Source organism: Pseudomonas sp. FG13 (assembly GCF_057809755.1).
Genome location: NZ_JBMDKO010000016.1, coordinates 1 through 18,666, shown reverse-complemented (window position 1 = coordinate 18,666; position 18,666 = coordinate 1). Strand labels below are relative to the sequence as shown.

Sequence of the window (18,666 nt, the reverse complement as noted above, 5' to 3'; positions counted from 1 at the left end):
TCCCACTTTCGAGGACCTGAATCATGTTGAAAGGCTACGGGGCTGTCATCCTCGATGGCGCATGGTTGACGCTTCAGCTCGCCTTGTCGTCCATGGCCCTGGCCATCGTCCTGGGACTGATCGGTGTCGCGTTGCGCCTCTCGCCAGTGCGCTGGCTGGCGTGGCTGGGTGACCTGTATTCCACGGTCATCCGCGGTATTCCCGACCTGGTGCTGATCCTGCTGATTTTCTACGGCGGCCAGGACCTGCTCAACCGCGTGGCGCCGATGCTCGGTTATGACGACTACATCGATCTCAACCCCCTGGCGGCCGGCATCGGCACCCTGGGCTTCATCTTCGGCGCCTACCTGTCGGAAACCTTTCGTGGCGCGTTCATGGCGATCCCCAAGGGGCAGGCCGAGGCGGGCATGGCGTATGGCATGAGCGGGTTCCAGGTGTTCTTCCGGGTGCTGGTGCCACAGATGATTCGCCTGGCGATTCCGGGCTTCACCAACAACTGGTTGGTGTTGACCAAGGCGACCGCGCTGATTTCGGTGGTGGGTCTGCAAGACATGATGTTCAAGGCCAAGCAGGCGGCGGATGCCACCCGCGAGCCTTTCACCTTCTTCCTGGCAGTGGCGGCGATGTACCTGGTGATCACCAGCGTCTCGTTGCTGGCATTGCGTCACCTTGAGAAGCGCTACTCGGTAGGCGTAAGGGCGGCTGATCTATGATCTTCGACTACAACGTCATCTATGAAGCCTTGCCGCTGTACTTCGGCGGTCTGCTGACCACCTTGAAGTTGCTGGCACTGTCGCTGTTCTTCGGTCTGCTGGCGGCGCTGCCCCTGGGGCTGATGCGGGTGTCCAAGCAGCCGGTCGTGAACATGACGGCCTGGCTCTACACTTACGTGATTCGCGGCACGCCGATGCTGGTGCAGCTGTTCCTGATCTACTACGGGCTGGCGCAGTTCGAGTTCGTGCGCGAGAGCTTCCTCTGGCCGTGGCTGTCCAGCGCGACATTCTGTGCGTGTCTCGCGTTCGCCATCAACACCAGTGCCTACACCGCTGAGATCATCGCCGGCAGCCTGCGGGCCACGCCCAATGGCGAGATCGAGGCGGCCAAGGCCATGGGGATGTCGCGCTTCACGCTGTACCGCCGGATCCTGCTGCCGTCGGCCCTGCGCCGGGCACTGCCGCAATACAGCAACGAAGTGATCATGATGCTGCAGACCACCAGCCTGGCCTCCATCGTGACCCTGATCGACATCACCGGTGCCGCGCGCACGGTAAACGCCCAGTATTACCTGCCGTTCGAGGCCTACATCACGGCCGGCGTGTTCTACCTGTGCCTGACCTTCATCCTGGTGCGCCTGTTCAAGCTGGCCGAGCGTCGCTGGCTGAGTTACCTGGCCCCGCGCAAGCACTGATAACGCGTCGACCCGATCGACTGCCCAACGACTGACGTTTTGTGAGAACCGACCGCATGTACAAGCTCGAAGTCCAAGACCTGCATAAACGCTATGGCAGTCACGAAGTGCTCAAGGGTGTGTCCCTGAAAGCTGCCGCCGGCGATGTGATCAGCATCATCGGTTCCAGCGGCTCCGGCAAAAGTACCTTCCTGCGTTGCATCAACCTGCTTGAGCAACCTCATGCCGGCAAGATCCTGCTCAACAACGAAGAGCTGAAGCTGGTGGCCGGCAAAGACGGCGCGTTGAAGGCCGCGGACCCCAAGCAGCTGCAACGCATGCGTTCGCGGCTGTCGATGGTGTTCCAGCATTTCAACCTGTGGTCCCACATGACTGCGCTGGAAAACATCATGGAAGCGCCGGTGCATGTCCTGGGCGTCGCCAAGGCCGAGGCTCGCGAGAAGGCCGAGCATTATCTGAACAAAGTGGGCGTGGCCCATCGCAAGGACGCCTATCCGGGCCACATGTCCGGCGGCGAGCAGCAGCGCGTGGCGATTGCCCGGGCGCTGGCGATGGAGCCGGAAGTCATGTTGTTCGACGAGCCGACCTCGGCCCTCGACCCTGAGTTGGTGGGCGATGTGCTCAAGGTGATGCAGGCCCTGGCCCTGGAAGGCCGGACCATGGTGGTGGTGACCCACGAAATGGGCTTTGCCCGCGAAGTGTCGAACCAGCTGGTGTTCCTGCACAAAGGCATCGTCGAAGAAAGCGGCAACCCGCGTGAAGTGCTGGTCAATCCGCAATCGGAGCGCCTGCAACAATTTCTTTCGGGCAGCCTCAAGTAATTGCTCCCGTTACGCACCTGATTTGGGTCATGCTGCGCACCACGTGCCAGATGGTCTAATTTGGTTGCAGCCGCTTTTGGCTTTAACACTGTTTTCGTTTCGGATCGCCCGCCATGACTGCCCATCGAATTGGTTTCCTGATTTGGCCCAGCACTAAAGCCTTGACGCTGGCGCTGGCTGAGGAGGCCTTGCGTGTCGCTCAGCGGGTGCATCCGGAAGTGGTCTACGAATTGTCGTTCCTGCAGGCCGAACCGGCGGGCGAGGGGGCCTGGCAGTTACCCGGCGAACCCTGGGCGGGCAAGCTCGAAGGTCTCCAGAAGCTTTTCCTGGTGGCCGATGAGCCCCCGGCTGCGCTGGCCTCCAACCTGAGTAGCGCGCTCAAGCAACTGGTGCGTGCCGGTTGTGTGATTGGTGGCTTGTCGGCAGGGGTCTATCCCCTGGCTCAATTGGGCTTGCTCGACGGTTACCGCGCCGCCGTGCACTGGCGCTGGCAGGATGATTTCTCCGAGCGCTTCCCCAAGGTCATCGCCACCAGCCATTTGTTCGACTGGGATCGCGACCGTCTTACGGCCTGCGGTGGCATGTCGGTGCTCGACCTGCTGCTGGCGGTGCTGTCGCGTGATCACGGTGCGGAACTGGCTGGGGCGGTGTCGGAAGAGCTGGTGGTCGAGCGCATCCGTGAGGGCGGCGAGCGCCAGCGCATTCCGCTGCAGAATCGTCTCGGCTCCAGCCATCCGAAGCTCACCCAGGCGGTGCTGCTGATGGAGGCCAACATTGAAGAACCGTTGACCACTGACGAAATCGCCCAGCATGTGTGCGTATCCCGCCGGCAACTGGAGCGGATCTTCAAGCAATACCTCAACCGCGTGCCGAGCCAGTACTACCTGGAACTGCGCCTGAACAAGGCCCGGCAGATGCTGATGCAGACCAGCAAATCCATCATCCAGATCGGCTTGTCCTGTGGTTTCTCCTCGGGGCCGCACTTCTCCAGCGCCTACCGCAACTTCTTCGGCGCCACGCCGCGGGAAGATCGCAACCAGCGACGCAGCAGCAGCCCGTTCGAATTGTCGTCGGTGCCGGCCGAGCGCGGTTAGGCAGCTCCCGCCGGAGGGCAGGGGGCGCAAAAGTAGGGCGGTCTACGCAAAACACCTGTGGGAGCGAGCCTGCTCGCGATGGCGTCGGTTCAGTTGGCATCGATGTCGACTGACAATGCGCTAACGCGAGCAGGCTCGCTCCCACAGGTGATCTGTGTCTGGCAATGGAAATGTGGACGTCGACGCCTAAAGTCCCCCGACAACGTTTAAACTGCGCCTTTGCGACGCTATTTGTCGCATTGCCATAAACCCAATGAAAACGGGGGTTGGCGCTATAAGAAGTTGTCGCTTGGCGGCAAGGCCGGGCTGAAAACTGTCCTTACAATCCTCACCAAGCTCGCCATTTCCAGGCGAGTGTTTCTCTTCAGGAGACTCCGATGTCCGTTGAGCAAGCCGCGGTACAACGCGCCGATTTCGACCAGGTAATGGTCCCCAACTATGCGCCTGCTGCCTTCATCCCCGTGCGTGGCGCCGGTTCCCGTGTGTGGGACCAGTCCGGCCGCGAGTTGATCGATTTCGCCGGCGGTATCGCAGTCAACGTGTTGGGCCACGCCCACCCGGCGCTGGTTGGCGCGCTCACCGAGCAGGCCAACAAACTGTGGCATGTCTCCAACGTATTCACCAACGAACCAGCGCTGCGCCTGGCCCATAAACTGGTCAACGCGACATTCGCCGAGCGTGCGTTCTTCTGCAACTCCGGCGCCGAAGCCAACGAGGCCGCCTTCAAGCTGGCCCGTCGTGTTGCGTTCGATCGTTTCGGCACGGAAAAGTACGAAATCATCGCCGCGCTCAACAGTTTCCACGGCCGCACGCTGTTCACCGTCAATGTCGGCGGGCAGTCGAAATATTCCGATGGCTTCGGTCCCAAGATCACCGGCATCACCCACGTTCCCTATAACGACCTGGCAGCCCTGAAAGCGGCCATTTCGGACAAGACCTGCGCCGTGGTGCTGGAACCGATCCAGGGCGAAGGCGGCGTGCTGCCGGCCGAGCAAGCCTACCTGCAAGGCGCCCGCGACCTGTGCGATGCGCACAATGCGCTGCTGGTGTTCGACGAAGTACAGACCGGCATGGGCCGCAGCGGCAAACTGTTCGCCTATATGCATTACGGCGTGGTTCCGGACATCCTCACCAGCGCCAAGAGCCTGGGCGGTGGTTTCCCGATCGCGGCGATGCTCACCACCGAAGCGCTGGCCAAGCACCTGGTGGTCGGTACCCACGGCACCACCTACGGCGGCAACCCGCTGGCGTGCGCGGTGGCCGAGGCAGTGATCGATGTGGTCAACACCCCCGAGGTGCTCGACGGCGTCAAGGCCAAGCATCACAAGTTCAAGGCCCGCCTGGAGCAGATCGGCGAGAAGTACGGCCTGTTCACCCAGGTACGCGGTCTGGGCCTGTTGATCGGCTGCGTGCTGAGCGACGCCTGGAAAGGCAAGGCCAAGGACATTTTCAACGCCGCCGAACAGGAAGGCCTGATGATCCTGCAAGCCGGCCCGGACGTGATCCGTTTCGCCCCGAGCCTGGTGGTGGAAGACGCCGACATCGACGCCGGCCTGGACCGTTTCGAGAAGGCCGCGGCGAAGCTGACCCAAGCCTGATTCTGAAAGCTGGCTCCATGGGAGCCAGGTTCCTGTGGGAGCTGAGCTTGCTCGCGATGGGATCGCCTCGTTGTGAAAGGTGAAGCCCAGTGTCTGCATCGCGAGCAAGCTTTGCTCCCACATGAAGTCGTTTTTTTCTTTGTGTCGACCTTTTGGTCGAACCCTTTATTTCAAGTTAAGGAGTGACACCATGCTGGTGATGCGCCCCGCGCAAATGGCGGATCTGGGCGAGGTACAGCGTCTGGCTGCGGACAGTCCGATCGGTGTCACTTCCTTGCCGGATGACGTGGAACGCTTGAGCGACAAGATCGCCGCGAGTGAAGCCTCGTTTGCCGCCGAAGTCAGTTTCAACGGTGAAGAAAGCTATTTCTTCGTCCTTGAAGACACGGCCACCGGCAAGCTGGTGGGCTGTTCGGCCATCGTCGCGTCGGCCGGTTATTCCGAGCCGTTCTACAGTTTTCGCAACGAGACGTTCGTCCATGCCTCCCGTGAGCTGAAGATCCACAACAAGATCCACGTGCTTTCCCAGTGCCACGACCTGACCGGCAACAGCCTGCTGACCAGTTTCTATGTGGTCCGGGACCTGGTGGGAACGCCGTGGGCGGAACTCAATTCCCGCGGGCGCCTGCTGTTCGTCGCCAGCCATCCGGAGCGGTTCGCCGATTCGGTGGTGACCGAGATCGTCGGCTACAGCGATGAAAATGGCGACTCGCCGTTCTGGGACGCCATCGGCCGCAATTTCTTCGACCTCAACTACGCCGCCGCCGAGCGCCTGTGTGGGTTGAAGAGCCGTACCTTCCTTGCCGAATTGATGCCCCATTACCCGATCTACGTACCACTGCTGCCGGACGCCGCTCAGGAAGCCATGGGGCAGGTCCATCCGCGTGCGCAGATCACCTTCGACATCCTGATGCGCGAAGGCTTCGAGACTGATCATTACATCGACATCTTCGATGGCGGCCCGACCCTGCATGCCCGCGTCTCGGGGATTCGCTCGATTGCCCAGAGCCGCGTGGTGCCGGTCAAGCTCGGCGAGCCGGTCAAGGGTGCCGGTCGGCAATACCTGGTGGCCAATGCCCAGTTGCAGGATTACCGCGCGGTGTTGCTCGAGCTCGATTACGCGCCGGGTAAACCGGTGACCCTGGACATGGAAGCGGCCGAGGCCCTGGGCGTTGGCGAAGGCGCCAGCGTGCGCCTGGTGGCGGTTTAAGTCTGAGTTTCGCGGGTGGCATGAGCGGCCCGTCTGAGGAGATAGCATGATCGTTCGTCCCGTACGCAGCAGCGATTTACCCGCTCTGATCGCCCTGGCCCGCAGCACCGGCACCGGCCTGACCACCTTGCCGGCCAACGAAGAGCGCCTGGCCCATCGGGTTGGCTGGGCCGAGAAGACCTTTCGCGGCGAAGCCGGGCGTGGCGATGCGGACTACCTGTTCGTGCTCGAAAACGATGATGGCCAAGTGGTAGGCATCTCCGCCATCGCTGGCGCCGTGGGCCTGCGTGAGCCCTGGTACAACTTCCGCGTGGGCCTGACGGTGAGCGCTTCCCAGGAGCTGAACATCTACCGGGAAATCCCGACGCTGTTCCTGGCCAACGACCTGACCGGCAATTCCGAGCTGTGTTCGCTGTTCCTGCATGCCGATTACCGCAATGGCCTCAATGGCCGCATGCTGGCCAAGGCGCGGTTGCTGTTCATTGCCGAATACCCGCAGCTGTTCGGCAACAAGATCATTGCCGAGATGCGCGGCATGTCCGACGACACCGGCCGTTCGCCTTTCTGGGAAAGCCTGGGCCGGCACTTCTTCAAGATGGAATTCAGCCAGGCCGATTACCTGACCGGGGTCGGCAACAAGGCGTTCATCGCCGAACTGATGCCCAAGTTTCCGCTGTATACCTGTTTCCTGTCCGAGGATGCCCGCGCCGTGATCGCCCAGGTTCATCCGGACACCGAGCCGGCCTTGTCGATGCTCAAGAGCGAAGGGTTCAACTATCAAGGCTACGTCGACATCTTCGATGCCGGCCCGGCCGTGGAATGCGAAACCGCCAAGATCCGTGCTGTCCGTGACAGCCAGGCCCTGGTGCTGGCCATCGGTACGCCGGGCGACGACGCCACGCCGTTCCTCATCCATAACCGCAAGTGCCTGGATTGCCGCATCACGGCGGCACCGGCGCGCTTCGCCTCGGGCACCCTGGTGGTCGATCCGTTGACCGCCAAACGTCTTCAACTCAATGCCGGCGATCAAGTGCGCGCCGTTGCGTTGTCTGCTGCTCGGGAGTCGAAATGATGAACTCGCTGTATATCGCTGGAAGCTGGCTGGAAGGCCAGGGCGACATGTTTGAGTCGTTGAACCCGGTGACCCAGCAAGTGCTGTGGTCGGGCAAGGGCGCCACGGCCGCGCAGGTCGAGTCGGCGGTGCAGGCTGCGCGTCAGGCGTTCCCGGATTGGGCCCGGCGTTCCCTGGATGAACGCATTCAGGTGCTGGATGCCTTTGCCGCGGCGCTGAAGAGCCACGCTGACGAACTGGCCCACTGCATCGGCGAGGAAACCGGCAAGCCGTTGTGGGAAGCGGCCACCGAAGTCACCAGCATGATCAACAAGGTCGCCATTTCGGTGCAGAGCTACCGCGAGCGGACCGGCGAGAAGAGCGGCCCCCTGGGCGACGCCACTGCGGTCCTGCGGCATAAGCCCCACGGTGTGGTGGCGGTATTCGGCCCTTACAACTTCCCTGGCCACTTGCCCAACGGCCACATCGTGCCGGCGCTGCTGGCAGGTAACTGTGTGCTGTTCAAACCGAGCGAGCTGACCCCGAAAGTCGCCGAGCTGACGGTCAGGTGCTGGGTCGAAGCCGGTTTGCCGGCGGGTGTGCTGAACCTGCTGCAAGGCGCACGGGAAACCGGCATCGCCCTGGCGGCGAATCCGGGCATCGACGGGCTGTTCTTCACCGGCTCCAGCCGCACCGGTAATCTGCTGCATCAACAATTCTCCGGTCGCCCGGACAAGATCCTGGCGCTGGAAATGGGCGGTAACAATCCGCTGGTGGTGGACGAAGTGGCGGACGTCGATGCGGCGGTCTACACCATCATCCAATCGGCATTCATTTCCGCCGGCCAGCGCTGCACCTGCGCGCGCCGGTTGCTGGTCCCGGAAGGGGCGTGGGGCGATGCCCTGCTGGCGCGCCTGGTGGCGGTCAGCTCTGCGATTGAAGTCGGTGCTTTCGACCAGCAACCGGCGCCGTTCATGGGCTCGGTGGTTTCCCTGGGCGCGGCGAAAGCCTTGATGGACGCACAGAATCACCTGTTGGGCCTCGGCGCCGTGGCGCTGCTGACGATGACTCAGCCACAGCCTCAGGCCGCGTTGCTGACGCCAGGGATTCTCGATGTGACGGCGGTGGCCGAACGTCCTGACGAAGAGCTTTTCGGGCCATTGCTGCAAGTGATCCGCTACGCGGATTTCCCAGCGGCCATCGCCGAGGCCAACAACACCCAATACGGCCTGGCCGCCGGCTTGTTGTCCGACTCCCAGGAGCGCTACCAGCAGTTCTGGCTGCAAAGCCGTGCCGGTATCGTCAATTGGAACAAACAGTTGACCGGCGCTGCCAGCAGCGCGCCGTTCGGCGGCGTCGGTGCTTCTGGCAACCATCGCGCCAGCGCCTATTACGCGGCTGACTATTGCGCGTACCCGGTGGCATCCCTGGAGACGCCGAGCCTTGTCATGCCAGCCAGTCTCACGCCGGGTGTGCGAATGGTATGAATCCATCGCGCGCAAGCCTTGGTCCCACAGGTTCCATGCCGTCCCTGGGGGAACTGACCTTGGCCCACAGGCTTTGTATGAATCCCCTGTGGGAGCAAGGCTTGCCCGCGATGGCCGCGCCGCAGTTGCTACTTGATGCCTATAAAAAACAGATCCTCGTGGAGCCTCGCTGATGAAATCCTTTGAAGTCAACTTTGACGGTCTAGTGGGGCCGACCCATAACTACGGCGGGCTCTCGTACGGCAACGTCGCGTCCCAGAGCAACAGCCAGGCGTGCTCCAACCCCAAGGAAGCGGCGTTGCAGGGCCTGGCGAAAATGAAAGCGCTGATGGACATGGGCTTCCAGCAAGGTGTGCTGGCGCCACAGGAGCGTCCTGACGTGGCAGCCCTGCGCCGGTTGGGTTTTGCCGGCAGCGACGCCGAGGTCATCCAGCAGGCCGCGAAAGAAGCGATGCCGCTGCTGGTCGCCAGTTGCTCGGCCTCCAGCATGTGGGTGGCGAATGCCGCTACCGTCAGCCCGAGTGCCGACACCGCTGACGGCCGCGTGCATTTCACCGCCGCCAACCTGAACTGCAAGTACCATCGCAGCATCGAGCACCCGACCACCAGTCGCGTACTGGGGGCGATGTTTGCCGATCAACAGCACTTCGCCCATCACGCCGCGTTGCCCGCGGTGGCACAGTTCGGCGACGAAGGGGCAGCCAACCACACCCGTTTCTGCCGCAGCTACGGTGAGGCAGGTGTCGAATTCTTTGTGTTCGGTCGCAGTGCTTTCGACACTCGCTACCCGGCGCCGCAGAAATACCCGGCTCGCCAGACCCTCGAAGCGTCCCGTGCGGTCGCCCGTTTGCATGGCCTGCGGGAAGAGGGCGTGGTGTACGCCCAGCAGAACCCGTCGGTGATCGACCAGGGCGTGTTTCACAACGACGTGATCGCGGTCGGCAATGGCGAAGTGTTGTTCTATCACGAGGACGCGTTTCTCGAGACCGACCGGATGCTGGCCGAACTGAGCAGCAAACTCGCCAAGGTCGGTGGGACCTTTCAGTCGGTGTGCGTGCCGCGCTCCGCAGTCAGCGTCGATGACGCGGTACGTTCCTACCTGTTCAATAGCCAGCTGCTGTCGCGTCCCGACGGCTCGATGCTGTTGATCGTGCCGGAAGAGTGCCGCAGCAATCCGCGCGTCTGGCAATACCTGCAAGGCCTGACGGGTTCTGGTGGGGTGATTCGCGAAGTGAAGGTCTTCGACCTCAAGCAGAGCATGCAGAACGGTGGCGGCCCGGCTTGTCTGAGGTTGCGCGTGGCTCTCAATGAAACCGAGCTGGCGGCCGTCAACCCAGGGGTTATCATGACGGCGCCGCTGTACGATTCGCTGACCCAGTGGGTCGAGCGGCATTACCGCGACCGTATGACCGAAAGCGACCTGGCGGACCCGCAATTGCTGCTCGAATGCCGGTCGGCACTGGATGAATTGACACAAATCCTTAAACTTGGCGCGGTCTATCCTTTCCAGATCAATTGAAAGCGCGCGCGACCTGACTACAGTCAAAGCAGGGCGCGTGGCCTTATCTCCAGACGAGAACGTAAAAACATGAGCGATGCACTGCAGCTGATTCTTGAAGACACCGACGGCACCCAACTGGAAACCTCTTGCACCCGCGTGGCGGTGATGTGGCAGGGCAAGGAGTTGTGGATCCAGCAGGACGGCCGCGGTCAGCTGCTGATCGGCGTGGACGTCGAGGAAGGGGATGAGGAATACGCCAACCTGTTGTTGCGTCCGCTGGCAACCAACCTGGTCAGCCTGCAGCTGGAAATGGAACCGGCCGACCTTGGCGACGACGACCATGTCCATGGCCCGGATTGCGGCCACGACCATTAAGGAAACCGCGCTATGCTCGCCCTCGGCAAACTGCTTGAACTGACCCTCGCCGGCCGTGAACCGGCGGAGAAGACTCAACTGACTGTCGAAGGCGTACGGATGCGCTGGTTGAGCGAGGGCGCGCTGGAGGTCAAGCCGCCCGAAGCCCGGGATAATGGCCTGGACCTGCTGTTATCGGCGGGGATCCACGGTAACGAAACCGCGCCCATCGAATTGCTCGACCGCCTGCTGCATGACATCGCCCGTGGAGACGTGAAGCCTCGGGCACGCATTCTGTTCCTGTTCGGCAATCCCGAAGCCATCCGCCGCGGTGAGCGTTTCGTCGAACAGGACGTCAACCGGCTGTTCAATGGCCGTCATGAACTGAGCGGTGGCCCGGAAGCGCTGCGGGCTTGCGAGCTGGAGCGGTTGGCCGCCAGCTTCTTCAACCGGCCAGAGCGCAGTCGCTTGCATTACGACCTGCACACGGCCATCCGTGGCTCGAAGATCGAGCAGTTCGCCCTGTACCCCTGGAAGGAAGGTCGCCAGCATTCACGTCGTGAACTGGCCCGCCTGCGTGCGGCGGGTATGGAAGCGGTGCTGCTGCAGAACAAGCCGTCCATCGTCTTCAGTGCCTACACCTACGACCAGCTCGGCGCAGAATCCTTCACCTTGGAACTGGGCAAGGCGCGGCCGTTCGGGGAGAACGAAGGCGTCAATGTCAGCCTGCTGGAAACCCGCCTGAAGCAGATCATCGAAGGCAACGAGCCTGAGCTGGACGACGGGCTGGATGGCCTCCAGCTGTTCAGCGTGGCCCGGGAGATCATCAAGCACAGCGACAGCTTCCGCCTGAACCTGCCGGCGGACATCGAGAATTTTTCGGAGCTGGGAAAAGGCTACGTGCTGGCCGAAGATATCGCCCAGACCCGTTGGGTGATCGAAGAAGAGGGCGCGCGGATCATCTTCCCGAATCCCAAGGTGAAGAATGGCTTGCGGGCGGGCATCCTGATTGTGCCGGCCACCGGCGAAAACCTGGCCTGACCCAACACCGAACCCTTGTGGGAGCGAACCTGCTCGCGATAGCGGTGTATCAGTCGGCATTGATAGCCTGACACTCCGTCATCGCGAGCAGGCTCGCTCCCACATCGGGGCGGTGCTTAGACGGCTAAGGCGCGCTGTTCGCTACGGCGTAGCGCCCGGGTCTTGTGCAAGGTGTCAGCGCAGGTCTTCGCCGCTTCCTGGCCCTTGTGCACGAAATGCTCGAAGAAAAACTTCTGGTGCTCTTCCCCGGCATGGAAGTGGTGCGGCGTGAGCACCACCGAGAACACGGGTACCTCGGTTTCCAGCTGTACCTGCATCAGGCCGCTGATCACCGATTGGGCGACGAATTCATGCCGGTAGATGCCGCCATCCACCACCAGGCCGGCGGCGACGATGCCAGCGTAGCGGCCGGATTTGGCCAGCAGCTTGGCGTGCAGCGGGATCTCGAAGGCGCCACCGACTTCGAAGAGGTCGATGTCACTTTCCTGATAACCCTGGTTGATCATTTCCGCGACGAAGCCGTTACGGCTCTGGTCGACAATTTCCTTGTGCCAGCAGGCCTGGATGAACGCAATGCGCTCGCCCGGATGTTTGATTTTGCTGTCGATTGCAGTGGGTTGCATGTTCTGGTTCCTGTTTGTGTGAAAAACAGGGCGTCATGAATCGAAGGGGAGTCGAGGATGCGCCGCGCACAAACAGCCGCAAGCGGTCCTTGGGTGCCGATCCCGTTCTCTCTTCATCCGGACTATGACCGTCGGCCCCGGGATCACACCGGGTCTGCTGACCTTGCCGCCGCACCGCAAAAAGCCGTGCCTCGCCAAGCGCTCGCGGGCTATGCACCTTGCGTGCAATTACCGCCGGTGGGGAATTACACCCCGCCCTGAGAACGTTTTTGCCGCTACGCTGTGTGGCGGCGCAGGATTTTTAACACATAACCCCTGTGGGAGCGAGCGGTGGGAGCAAAGCTTGCTCGCGATGGCACCGGGTCAGGTTGTATTGATGTTGATTGACCCACAGCTATCGCGAGCAAGCTTTGTTCTCACTGCACACAAGGGTTTTATTGTCCTTTCCTTCGATCAGTCTTGATTATTCGTCGCCGTGACCGCAGTAATTGCCATTCGAAAGGGAATTCCCCCGCACCCACACCCGAGGCCCGATTCATGAGCGTTATAGACCTTCGCAGCGACACGGTCACCCAACCTTCCGCCGCCATGCTGGATGCCATGGCCGGCGCGCCGACCGGCGACGATGTGTATGGCGAGGATCCGACGGTCAATCGTCTCGAAGCCGAGCTCGCCGGACGCCTGGGGTTCGCGGCGGGGCTGTTCGTGCCCAGCGGCACCATGAGCAACCTGCTGGGGTTGATGGCTCACTGCGAGCGTGGCGATGAATACATCGTCGGCCAGCAGGCCCACACCTACAAATACGAAGGCGGTGGCGCGGCAGTGCTCGGTTCGATCCAACCCCAACCCCTTGAGGTGCAGGCGGATGGCTCCCTGGACCTGGCGCAGGTCGCCGCGGCGATCAAGCCGGATGACTTCCATTTTGCCCGCACCCGTCTGCTGGCCCTGGAAAACACCATGCAAGGCAAGGTGCTGCCGCTGGAATATCTGGCCCATGCCCGGCGTTTCACCCAGGAACACGGCCTGGCGCTGCACCTGGACGGGGCGCGGTTGTACAACGCGGTGGTCAAGCTCAATGTCGATGCGCGGGAGATCACCCAGCACTTCGACTCGGTGTCGGTGTGCCTGTCCAAAGGCCTGGGCGCGCCGATCGGTTCAGTCCTGTGCGGCAGCGTCGGGTTGATCGACAAGGCGCGCCGGCTGCGCAAGATGGTCGGCGGTGGCATGCGTCAGGCCGGAATTCTGGCGGCAGCGGGGCTGTATGCCCTCGATCATCAGGTCCAGCGCCTGGCCGACGACCACGCCAATGCCCGGCGTCTTGCCGAAGGGTTGCAGGCGGCGGGTTATGAGGTCGAGCCGGTGCAGACCAACATGGTCTATGTGCAAATGGGCGAGCGGGCCGAGGCGATCAAGGCATTTGCCGCTGAGCGAGGCATCAAACTCGTTGCCGCACCGCGCCTGCGGATGGTGACCCACCTGGACGTCAGCGCTGCGCAAATCGACCGGGTGATCGCCACTTTCGTCGAATTTTCCGGCAACTGATCGCCCAAGCGGCCCAATTGACAGTTTCTATCGCATAACACGCTGTACCCCAAGCGCAGGGCCGATATAATGCGGCCCTTTGCCGTTGCTTCGTCTGTTGACGTTTTGCACAGGCCTTTGGCCGCAGCCTCCGTGGAAGAACCTAATGAAAAGCGCAGAAATCCGTGAAGCCTTCCTTCGCTTCTTCGAAGAGCAAGGCCACACCCGAGTAGCCTCCAGCTCTTTGATCCCGAGCAATGATCCGACCCTGCTGTTCACCAACGCGGGGATGAACCAGTTCAAGGACTGCTTCCTGGGCCAGGAGAAACGTGCCTATACCCGCGCGGTGAGCAGCCAGAAATGCGTGCGTGCCGGCGGCAAGCACAACGACCTGGAAAACGTCGGTTATACCGCTCGTCACCACACGTTCTTCGAAATGCTGGGTAACTTCAGCTTCGGCGACTATTTCAAGCGCGACGCCATCACCTTCGCCTGGACCTTCCTGACCTCCGACAAGTGGCTGAACCTGCCCAAGGAGAAACTCTGGGTAACGGTCTACGCCACCGATGACGAAGCCTATGACATCTGGACCAAAGAGGTCGGTGTCCCGGCCGAGCGCATGGTGCGCATCGGCGACAACAAGGGCGCGCCTTACGCCTCCGACAACTTCTGGACCATGGGCGATACCGGCCCGTGCGGCCCTTGCACCGAGATCTTCTACGATCACGGCGCCGATATCTGGGGTGGTCCACCCGGCTCGCCGGAAGAAGACGGCGATCGTTACATCGAGATCTGGAACAACGTCTTCATGCAGTTCAACCGCACCGCCGACGGCGTGTTGCATCCGCTGCCGGCACCGTCGGTCGACACCGGCATGGGGCTGGAGCGGATCAGTGCGGTGCTGCAGCATGTTCACTCCAACTACGAAATCGACTTGTTCCAGAGCCTGCTGGACGCTTCGGCCAAGGCCATCGGTTGCACCAACGACAACCAGGCTTCGCTGAAAGTGGTGGCCGACCATATCCGTTCCTGCGGCTTCCTGATTGCCGACGGCGTGCTGCCATCCAATGAAGGCCGTGGCTACGTGCTGCGCCGGATCATTCGTCGCGCCTGCCGTCACGGCAACAAGCTGGGCGCCAAGGGCAGCTTCTTCTATCAGATCGTCGCGGCCCTGGCGGCCGAGATGGGCGACGCCTTCCCGGAACTGAAAACCCAGCAGGCGCATATCGAGCGCGTGCTCAAGGCCGAAGAAGAGCAATTCGCCAAGACCCTGGAGCAGGGCCTGAAGATCCTCGAGCAGGACCTGGCCGAGCTCAAGGGTAACGTGGTACCGGGCGACGTGGTGTTCAAGCTGTACGACACCTACGGTTTTCCGATGGACCTGACCGGCGACATCGCCCGCGAACGCAACCTGACCCTCGATGAAGAAGGGTTCGAGCGTGAGATGGAAGCCCAGCGGGTGCGTGCGCGCTCCGCCAGCGCCTTCGGCATGGACTACAACAGCCTGGTCAAGGTTGACGTGGCCACCGAGTTCACCGGTTATGCCGGCACCACCGGCTCGGCCAAGATCGTGGCTATCTATAAGGACGGCCAATCGGTCGACATCCTGAGCGAAGGCCAGGAAGGCGTGATCGTGCTCGACACGACCCCGTTCTACGCCGAGTCCGGCGGCCAGATCGGTGATAGCGGTTACTTGCAGGCTGGCAGCTCGCGTTTCGACGTGCGCGACACCACCAAGACCGGCGGTGCGTTCCTGCACCACGGCGTGCTGGCTTCGGGCAGCCTGATGATTGCCGCCCCGGTGTCCGCCCATGTCGACGCCGAAGTGCGTCACGCCACTTCGCTGAACCATTCCGCCACGCACTTGCTGCATGCTGCGTTGCGCCAGGTGTTGGGCGAGCATGTCCAGCAGAAGGGGTCGTTGGTGGATAGCCAGCGCCTGCGCTTCGACTTCAGCCACTTCGAAGCCATCAAGCCGGAGCAGCTCAAGGCCCTGGAAGACATCGTCAACGCCGAGATTCGCAAGAACTCCCCGGTGGAAACCGAAGAAACCGACATCGACACCGCCAAGAAGAAAGGCGCGATGGCGTTGTTCGGCGAGAAGTACGGCGACAGCGTACGCGTGCTGAGCATGGGCGATTTCTCGGTGGAACTGTGCGGTGGCATCCACGCCAACCGGACTGGTGACATCGGCCTGCTGAAGATCATCAGTGAAGGCGGTGTGGCCTCCGGCGTGCGCCGTATCGAGGCGGTCACCGGTGCCGCGGCACTGGCGTACCTCAACGCTGCCGAAGAACAACTCAAGGAAGCGGCGAGCCTGATCAAGGGCAGCCGTGACAACCTGATCGACAAGCTGTCGGCAGTGCTGGAGCGCAACCGCCTGCTGGAGAAGCAACTCGAGCAGTTGCAGGCCAAGGCTGCCAGCGCCGCGGGCGACGATCTCTCGGCCCAGGCCGTGGACGTCAAGGGTGTGAAAGTGCTGGCCGTGCGTCTGGACGGTCAGGACGGCAAGGCCCTGCTGGGGCTGGTCGATCAGCTGAAAAACAAACTCGGCCGCGCAGTGATCCTGCTCGGCAGTGTCCATGAGGAAAAGGTCGTTCTCGTCGCAGGCGTGACCAAGGACCTGACCGGCCAACTCAAAGCCGGTGATTTGATGAAGCAGGCCGCTGCGGCAGTGGGCGGCAAGGGCGGTGGTCGTCCGGACATGGCGCAAGGCGGCGGTACCGACGTTGGCGCACTGGACGCAGCACTGGCCCAGACTGTTGCATTTGTAGAACAGGGTATTTAAGGCGGTGCTTCGGGCTCGCGGTCTAGTCGCGGGCCCGACCGCCGTAGTAACTATTGGGCGCCCTTCATGGGCAGAGGCGGCTTTGAAATGGCTTTGATCGTACAGAAATTTGGAGGCACCTCGGTCGGCACTGTCGAGAGAATCGAACAAGTTGCCGACAAGGTTAAGAAATTCCGTGATGCGGGCGATGACCTGGTGGTTGTGCTGTCGGCAATGAGCGGCGAAACCAACCGTCTGATCGATCTGGCCAAGCAAATCAGCGGCGAGCAGCAGCCGGTTCCTCGTGAACTGGATGTGATCGTGTCCACTGGCGAGCAGGTGACTATCGCCTTGCTGGCCATGGCGCTGATGAAGCGTGGCGTGCCGGCGGTGTCCTACACCGGCAACCAGGTGCGTATCCTGACGGACAGCGCGCACAACAAGGCGCGTATCCTGCAGATCGACGATCAGAAGATCCGCGGTGACCTGAAGGCCGGCCGCGTTGTGGTGGTCGCCGGTTTCCAGGGCGTGGACGAGCACGGCAACATCACCACCCTCGGTCGCGGCGGTTCCGACACCACCGGTGTTGCGCTGGCGGCGGCTCTCAAGGCTGATGAGTGCCAGATCTACACTGATGTGGATGGCGTCTACACCACCGATCCGCGAGTGGTTCCCGTGGCTCAGCGCCTGGATAAGATCACCTTCGAAGAGATGCTGGAAATGGCCAGTCTCGGCTCGAAGGTGCTGCAGATCCGTGCGGTCGAATTCGCTGGCAAGTACAACGTTCCGCTGCGCGTCCTGCACAGCTTCAAAGAGGGTCCGGGCACCCTCATTACTATTGATGAAGAGGAATCCATGGAACAGCCGATCATTTCCGGCATCGCCTTCAACCGCGATGAAGCCAAGCTGACCATCCGTGGCGTGCCAGACACCCCCGGCGTGGCCTTCAAGATTCTCGGCCCGATCAGTGCCGCGAACATCGAAGTCGACATGATCGTGCAGAACGTCGCGCACGATAACACCACCGACTTCACCTTCACCGTGCACCGCAACGACTACCAGGCCGCTGAAGCGGTGCTGAACAAGACCGCAGCCGAAATCGGTGCCCGGGAAGTGGTGGGGGACACCAAGATCGCCAAGGTTTCGATCGTCGGCGTCGGCATGCGCTCCCACGCAGGCGTGGCCAGCCGGATGTTCGAAGCCCTGGCCAAGGAAAGCATCAACATCCAGATGATCTCGACGTCGGAAATCAAGGTTTCCGTGGTGATTGAAGAGAAGTACCTGGAACTGGCCGTGCGCGCCCTGCACACGGCTTTCGAGCTCGACGCCGCCGCCCGACAGGGCGAATAAGGCGTTGTCCCAAGGGCGCGGTTTTACCGCGCCCTTTTGTTTTTTTGAATGGCGCGTCTCAAAACTGTTCTTTTGCTCGCGCTGGTCAATACTGAGGCCTGTAGGCTGCGACCGTTGCGGTTGCAGGTCCGACGTCCTTGTTTTGCAGACTTGTAGTCCCTGAACTGAATTGCGTGAGGAGAAAGGTATGCTGATTCTGACTCGTCGGTGCGCAGAGAGCCTGATTATTGGCGATGGCGAAATCACCGTGACCGTGCTCGGCGTCAAAGGAAACCAAGTGCGTATTGGCGTCAATGCCCCGAAAGAGGTCGCGGTGCACCGGGAGGAAATTTACCTGCGTATCAAGAAAGAGAAGGACGACGAACCAAGCCATTAATTTTTATCGATTTTTATGTTTGCAAACGGGGAGGAAGGTGGTTAATATACGCCCCGTGTTGCGGAGAGCTGGCCGAGTGGCCGAAGGCGCTCCCCTGCTAAGGGAGTACACCTCAAAAGGGTGTCGGGGGTTCGAATCCCCCGTTCTCCGCCATTATTCATGTAGTGCGTTGTAATCTGGCTTGTTCGGTAAGTTGTTGAAATTACTAGAAAAAAGCGCTTTACAAAAAGATTCGACGACCTATAATGCGCGGCAACACATGCACTCGTAGCTCAGCTGGATAGAGTACTCGGCTACGAACCGAGCGGTCACAGGTTCGAATCCTGTCGAGTGCACCATTTAAGAGTCGTTTGCAGCAATGCAAATAACTTGGCTTCAACCAGTTGTGATCTGGTATAAAACCACAACCTGCACTCGTAGCTCAGCTGGATAGAGTACTCGGCTACGAACCGAGCGGTCACAGG

Annotated in this window: 16 protein-coding genes, 2 tRNA genes and 1 riboswitch; of the genes, 17 read left to right on the top strand and 1 reads right to left on the bottom strand. The window is 61.5% G+C overall.

The window, feature by feature from the left end; genetic code table 11:
- Nucleotides 1-23 precede the first annotated feature (23 nt).
- The 11 genes from ACODTO_RS14850 to astE all read left to right on the top strand — a co-directional run bounded on the left by ACODTO_RS14850 (nt 24) and on the right by astE (nt 11,565).
- Nucleotides 24-713 carry an ABC transporter permease gene (locus ACODTO_RS14850; protein WP_025215109.1) on the top strand — a complete coding sequence of 230 codons (690 nt, stop codon included), beginning with the start codon at nt 24-26 and terminating at the stop codon, nt 711-713.
- A complete protein-coding gene (locus tag ACODTO_RS14845) occupies nt 710-1,408 on the top strand; it encodes an ABC transporter permease (protein ID WP_041023510.1) in 699 nt (232 codons plus the stop codon). Before ACODTO_RS14850 ends, ACODTO_RS14845 begins: the two co-directional genes overlap by 4 nt.
- 56 nt (nt 1,409-1,464) lie before the next feature.
- Complete coding sequence (locus ACODTO_RS14840) at nt 1,465-2,229, top strand: ABC transporter ATP-binding protein (RefSeq protein WP_018612663.1); 765 nt, start codon at nt 1,465-1,467, stop codon at nt 2,227-2,229.
- A gap of 113 nt (nt 2,230-2,342) precedes the next feature.
- Nucleotides 2,343-3,323, top strand: a complete 981-nt coding sequence (gene argR, locus ACODTO_RS14835; protein WP_139647831.1) for a transcriptional regulator ArgR — start codon at nt 2,343-2,345, stop codon at nt 3,321-3,323.
- Nucleotides 3,324-3,700: 377 nt separating this feature from the next.
- Complete coding sequence (locus tag ACODTO_RS14830; protein ID WP_139647832.1) at nt 3,701-4,921, top strand: aspartate aminotransferase family protein; 1,221 nt, start codon at nt 3,701-3,703, stop codon at nt 4,919-4,921.
- Between the two features lie 190 nt (nt 4,922-5,111).
- Nucleotides 5,112-6,131, top strand: a complete 1,020-nt coding sequence (gene aruF / locus ACODTO_RS14825; protein ID WP_041023506.1) for an arginine/ornithine succinyltransferase subunit alpha — start codon at nt 5,112-5,114, stop codon at nt 6,129-6,131.
- 46 nt (nt 6,132-6,177) lie between these two features.
- Entirely contained in the window at nt 6,178-7,203 is a 1,026-nt protein-coding gene (gene astA / locus ACODTO_RS14820; RefSeq protein WP_041023505.1) for an arginine N-succinyltransferase, read from the top strand.
- On the top strand, nt 7,200-8,669 hold the full coding sequence (gene astD / locus ACODTO_RS14815) for a succinylglutamate-semialdehyde dehydrogenase (protein WP_175384715.1): 1,470 nt from the start codon (nt 7,200-7,202) through the stop codon (nt 8,667-8,669). Before astA ends, astD begins: the two co-directional genes overlap by 4 nt.
- Before the next feature lie 172 nt (nt 8,670-8,841).
- Nucleotides 8,842-10,188, top strand: a complete 1,347-nt coding sequence (gene astB, locus ACODTO_RS14810; RefSeq protein WP_175363329.1) for an N-succinylarginine dihydrolase — start codon at nt 8,842-8,844, stop codon at nt 10,186-10,188.
- 69 nt (nt 10,189-10,257) lie between these two features.
- Nucleotides 10,258-10,545, top strand: coding sequence for a hypothetical protein (locus tag ACODTO_RS14805; RefSeq protein ID WP_024776525.1), 288 nt, complete (start codon nt 10,258-10,260; stop codon nt 10,543-10,545).
- Between the two features lie 12 nt (nt 10,546-10,557).
- Nucleotides 10,558-11,565, top strand: coding sequence for a succinylglutamate desuccinylase (gene astE, locus ACODTO_RS14800; protein WP_139647835.1), 1,008 nt, complete (start codon nt 10,558-10,560; stop codon nt 11,563-11,565).
- Between the two features lie 116 nt (nt 11,566-11,681).
- Here astE and ACODTO_RS14795 read toward each other — a convergent pair whose 3' ends face one another.
- The gene (locus tag ACODTO_RS14795; RefSeq protein ID WP_139647837.1) at nt 11,682-12,188 is read right to left on the bottom strand and encodes a 6,7-dimethyl-8-ribityllumazine synthase; all 507 of its coding nucleotides are present in this window, start codon (nt 12,186-12,188) and stop codon (nt 11,682-11,684) included.
- Nucleotides 12,189-12,288: 100 nt separating this feature from the next.
- Nucleotides 12,289-12,457: riboswitch (FMN riboswitch) on the bottom strand.
- A 268-nt stretch (nt 12,458-12,725) separates the two neighbouring features.
- On the opposite strand from ACODTO_RS14795, the gene ltaE reads away from it, so the two are divergent.
- The 6 genes from ltaE to ACODTO_RS14765 all read left to right on the top strand — a co-directional run bounded on the left by ltaE (nt 12,726) and on the right by ACODTO_RS14765 (nt 18,540).
- A complete protein-coding gene (ltaE, locus tag ACODTO_RS14790) occupies nt 12,726-13,730 on the top strand; it encodes a low-specificity L-threonine aldolase (protein ID WP_139647840.1) in 1,005 nt (334 codons plus the stop codon).
- A 145-nt stretch (nt 13,731-13,875) separates the two neighbouring features.
- Nucleotides 13,876-16,497 (top strand): alanine--tRNA ligase, encoded by a 2,622-nt coding sequence (gene alaS / locus ACODTO_RS14785; RefSeq protein ID WP_139647842.1) that lies wholly within the window; start codon nt 13,876-13,878, stop codon nt 16,495-16,497.
- 87 nt (nt 16,498-16,584) lie between these two features.
- On the top strand, nt 16,585-17,826 hold the full coding sequence (locus ACODTO_RS14780) for an aspartate kinase (RefSeq protein WP_139647844.1): 1,242 nt from the start codon (nt 16,585-16,587) through the stop codon (nt 17,824-17,826).
- Between the two features lie 187 nt (nt 17,827-18,013).
- A complete protein-coding gene (csrA, locus tag ACODTO_RS14775; RefSeq protein WP_003178872.1) occupies nt 18,014-18,202 on the top strand; it encodes a carbon storage regulator CsrA in 189 nt (62 codons plus the stop codon).
- 62 nt (nt 18,203-18,264) lie between these two features.
- Nucleotides 18,265-18,355, top strand: a tRNA-Ser gene (locus ACODTO_RS14770).
- Nucleotides 18,356-18,463: 108 nt separating this feature from the next.
- Nucleotides 18,464-18,540: transfer RNA gene (locus ACODTO_RS14765), tRNA-Arg, on the top strand.
- Nucleotides 18,541-18,666 lie beyond the last annotated feature (126 nt).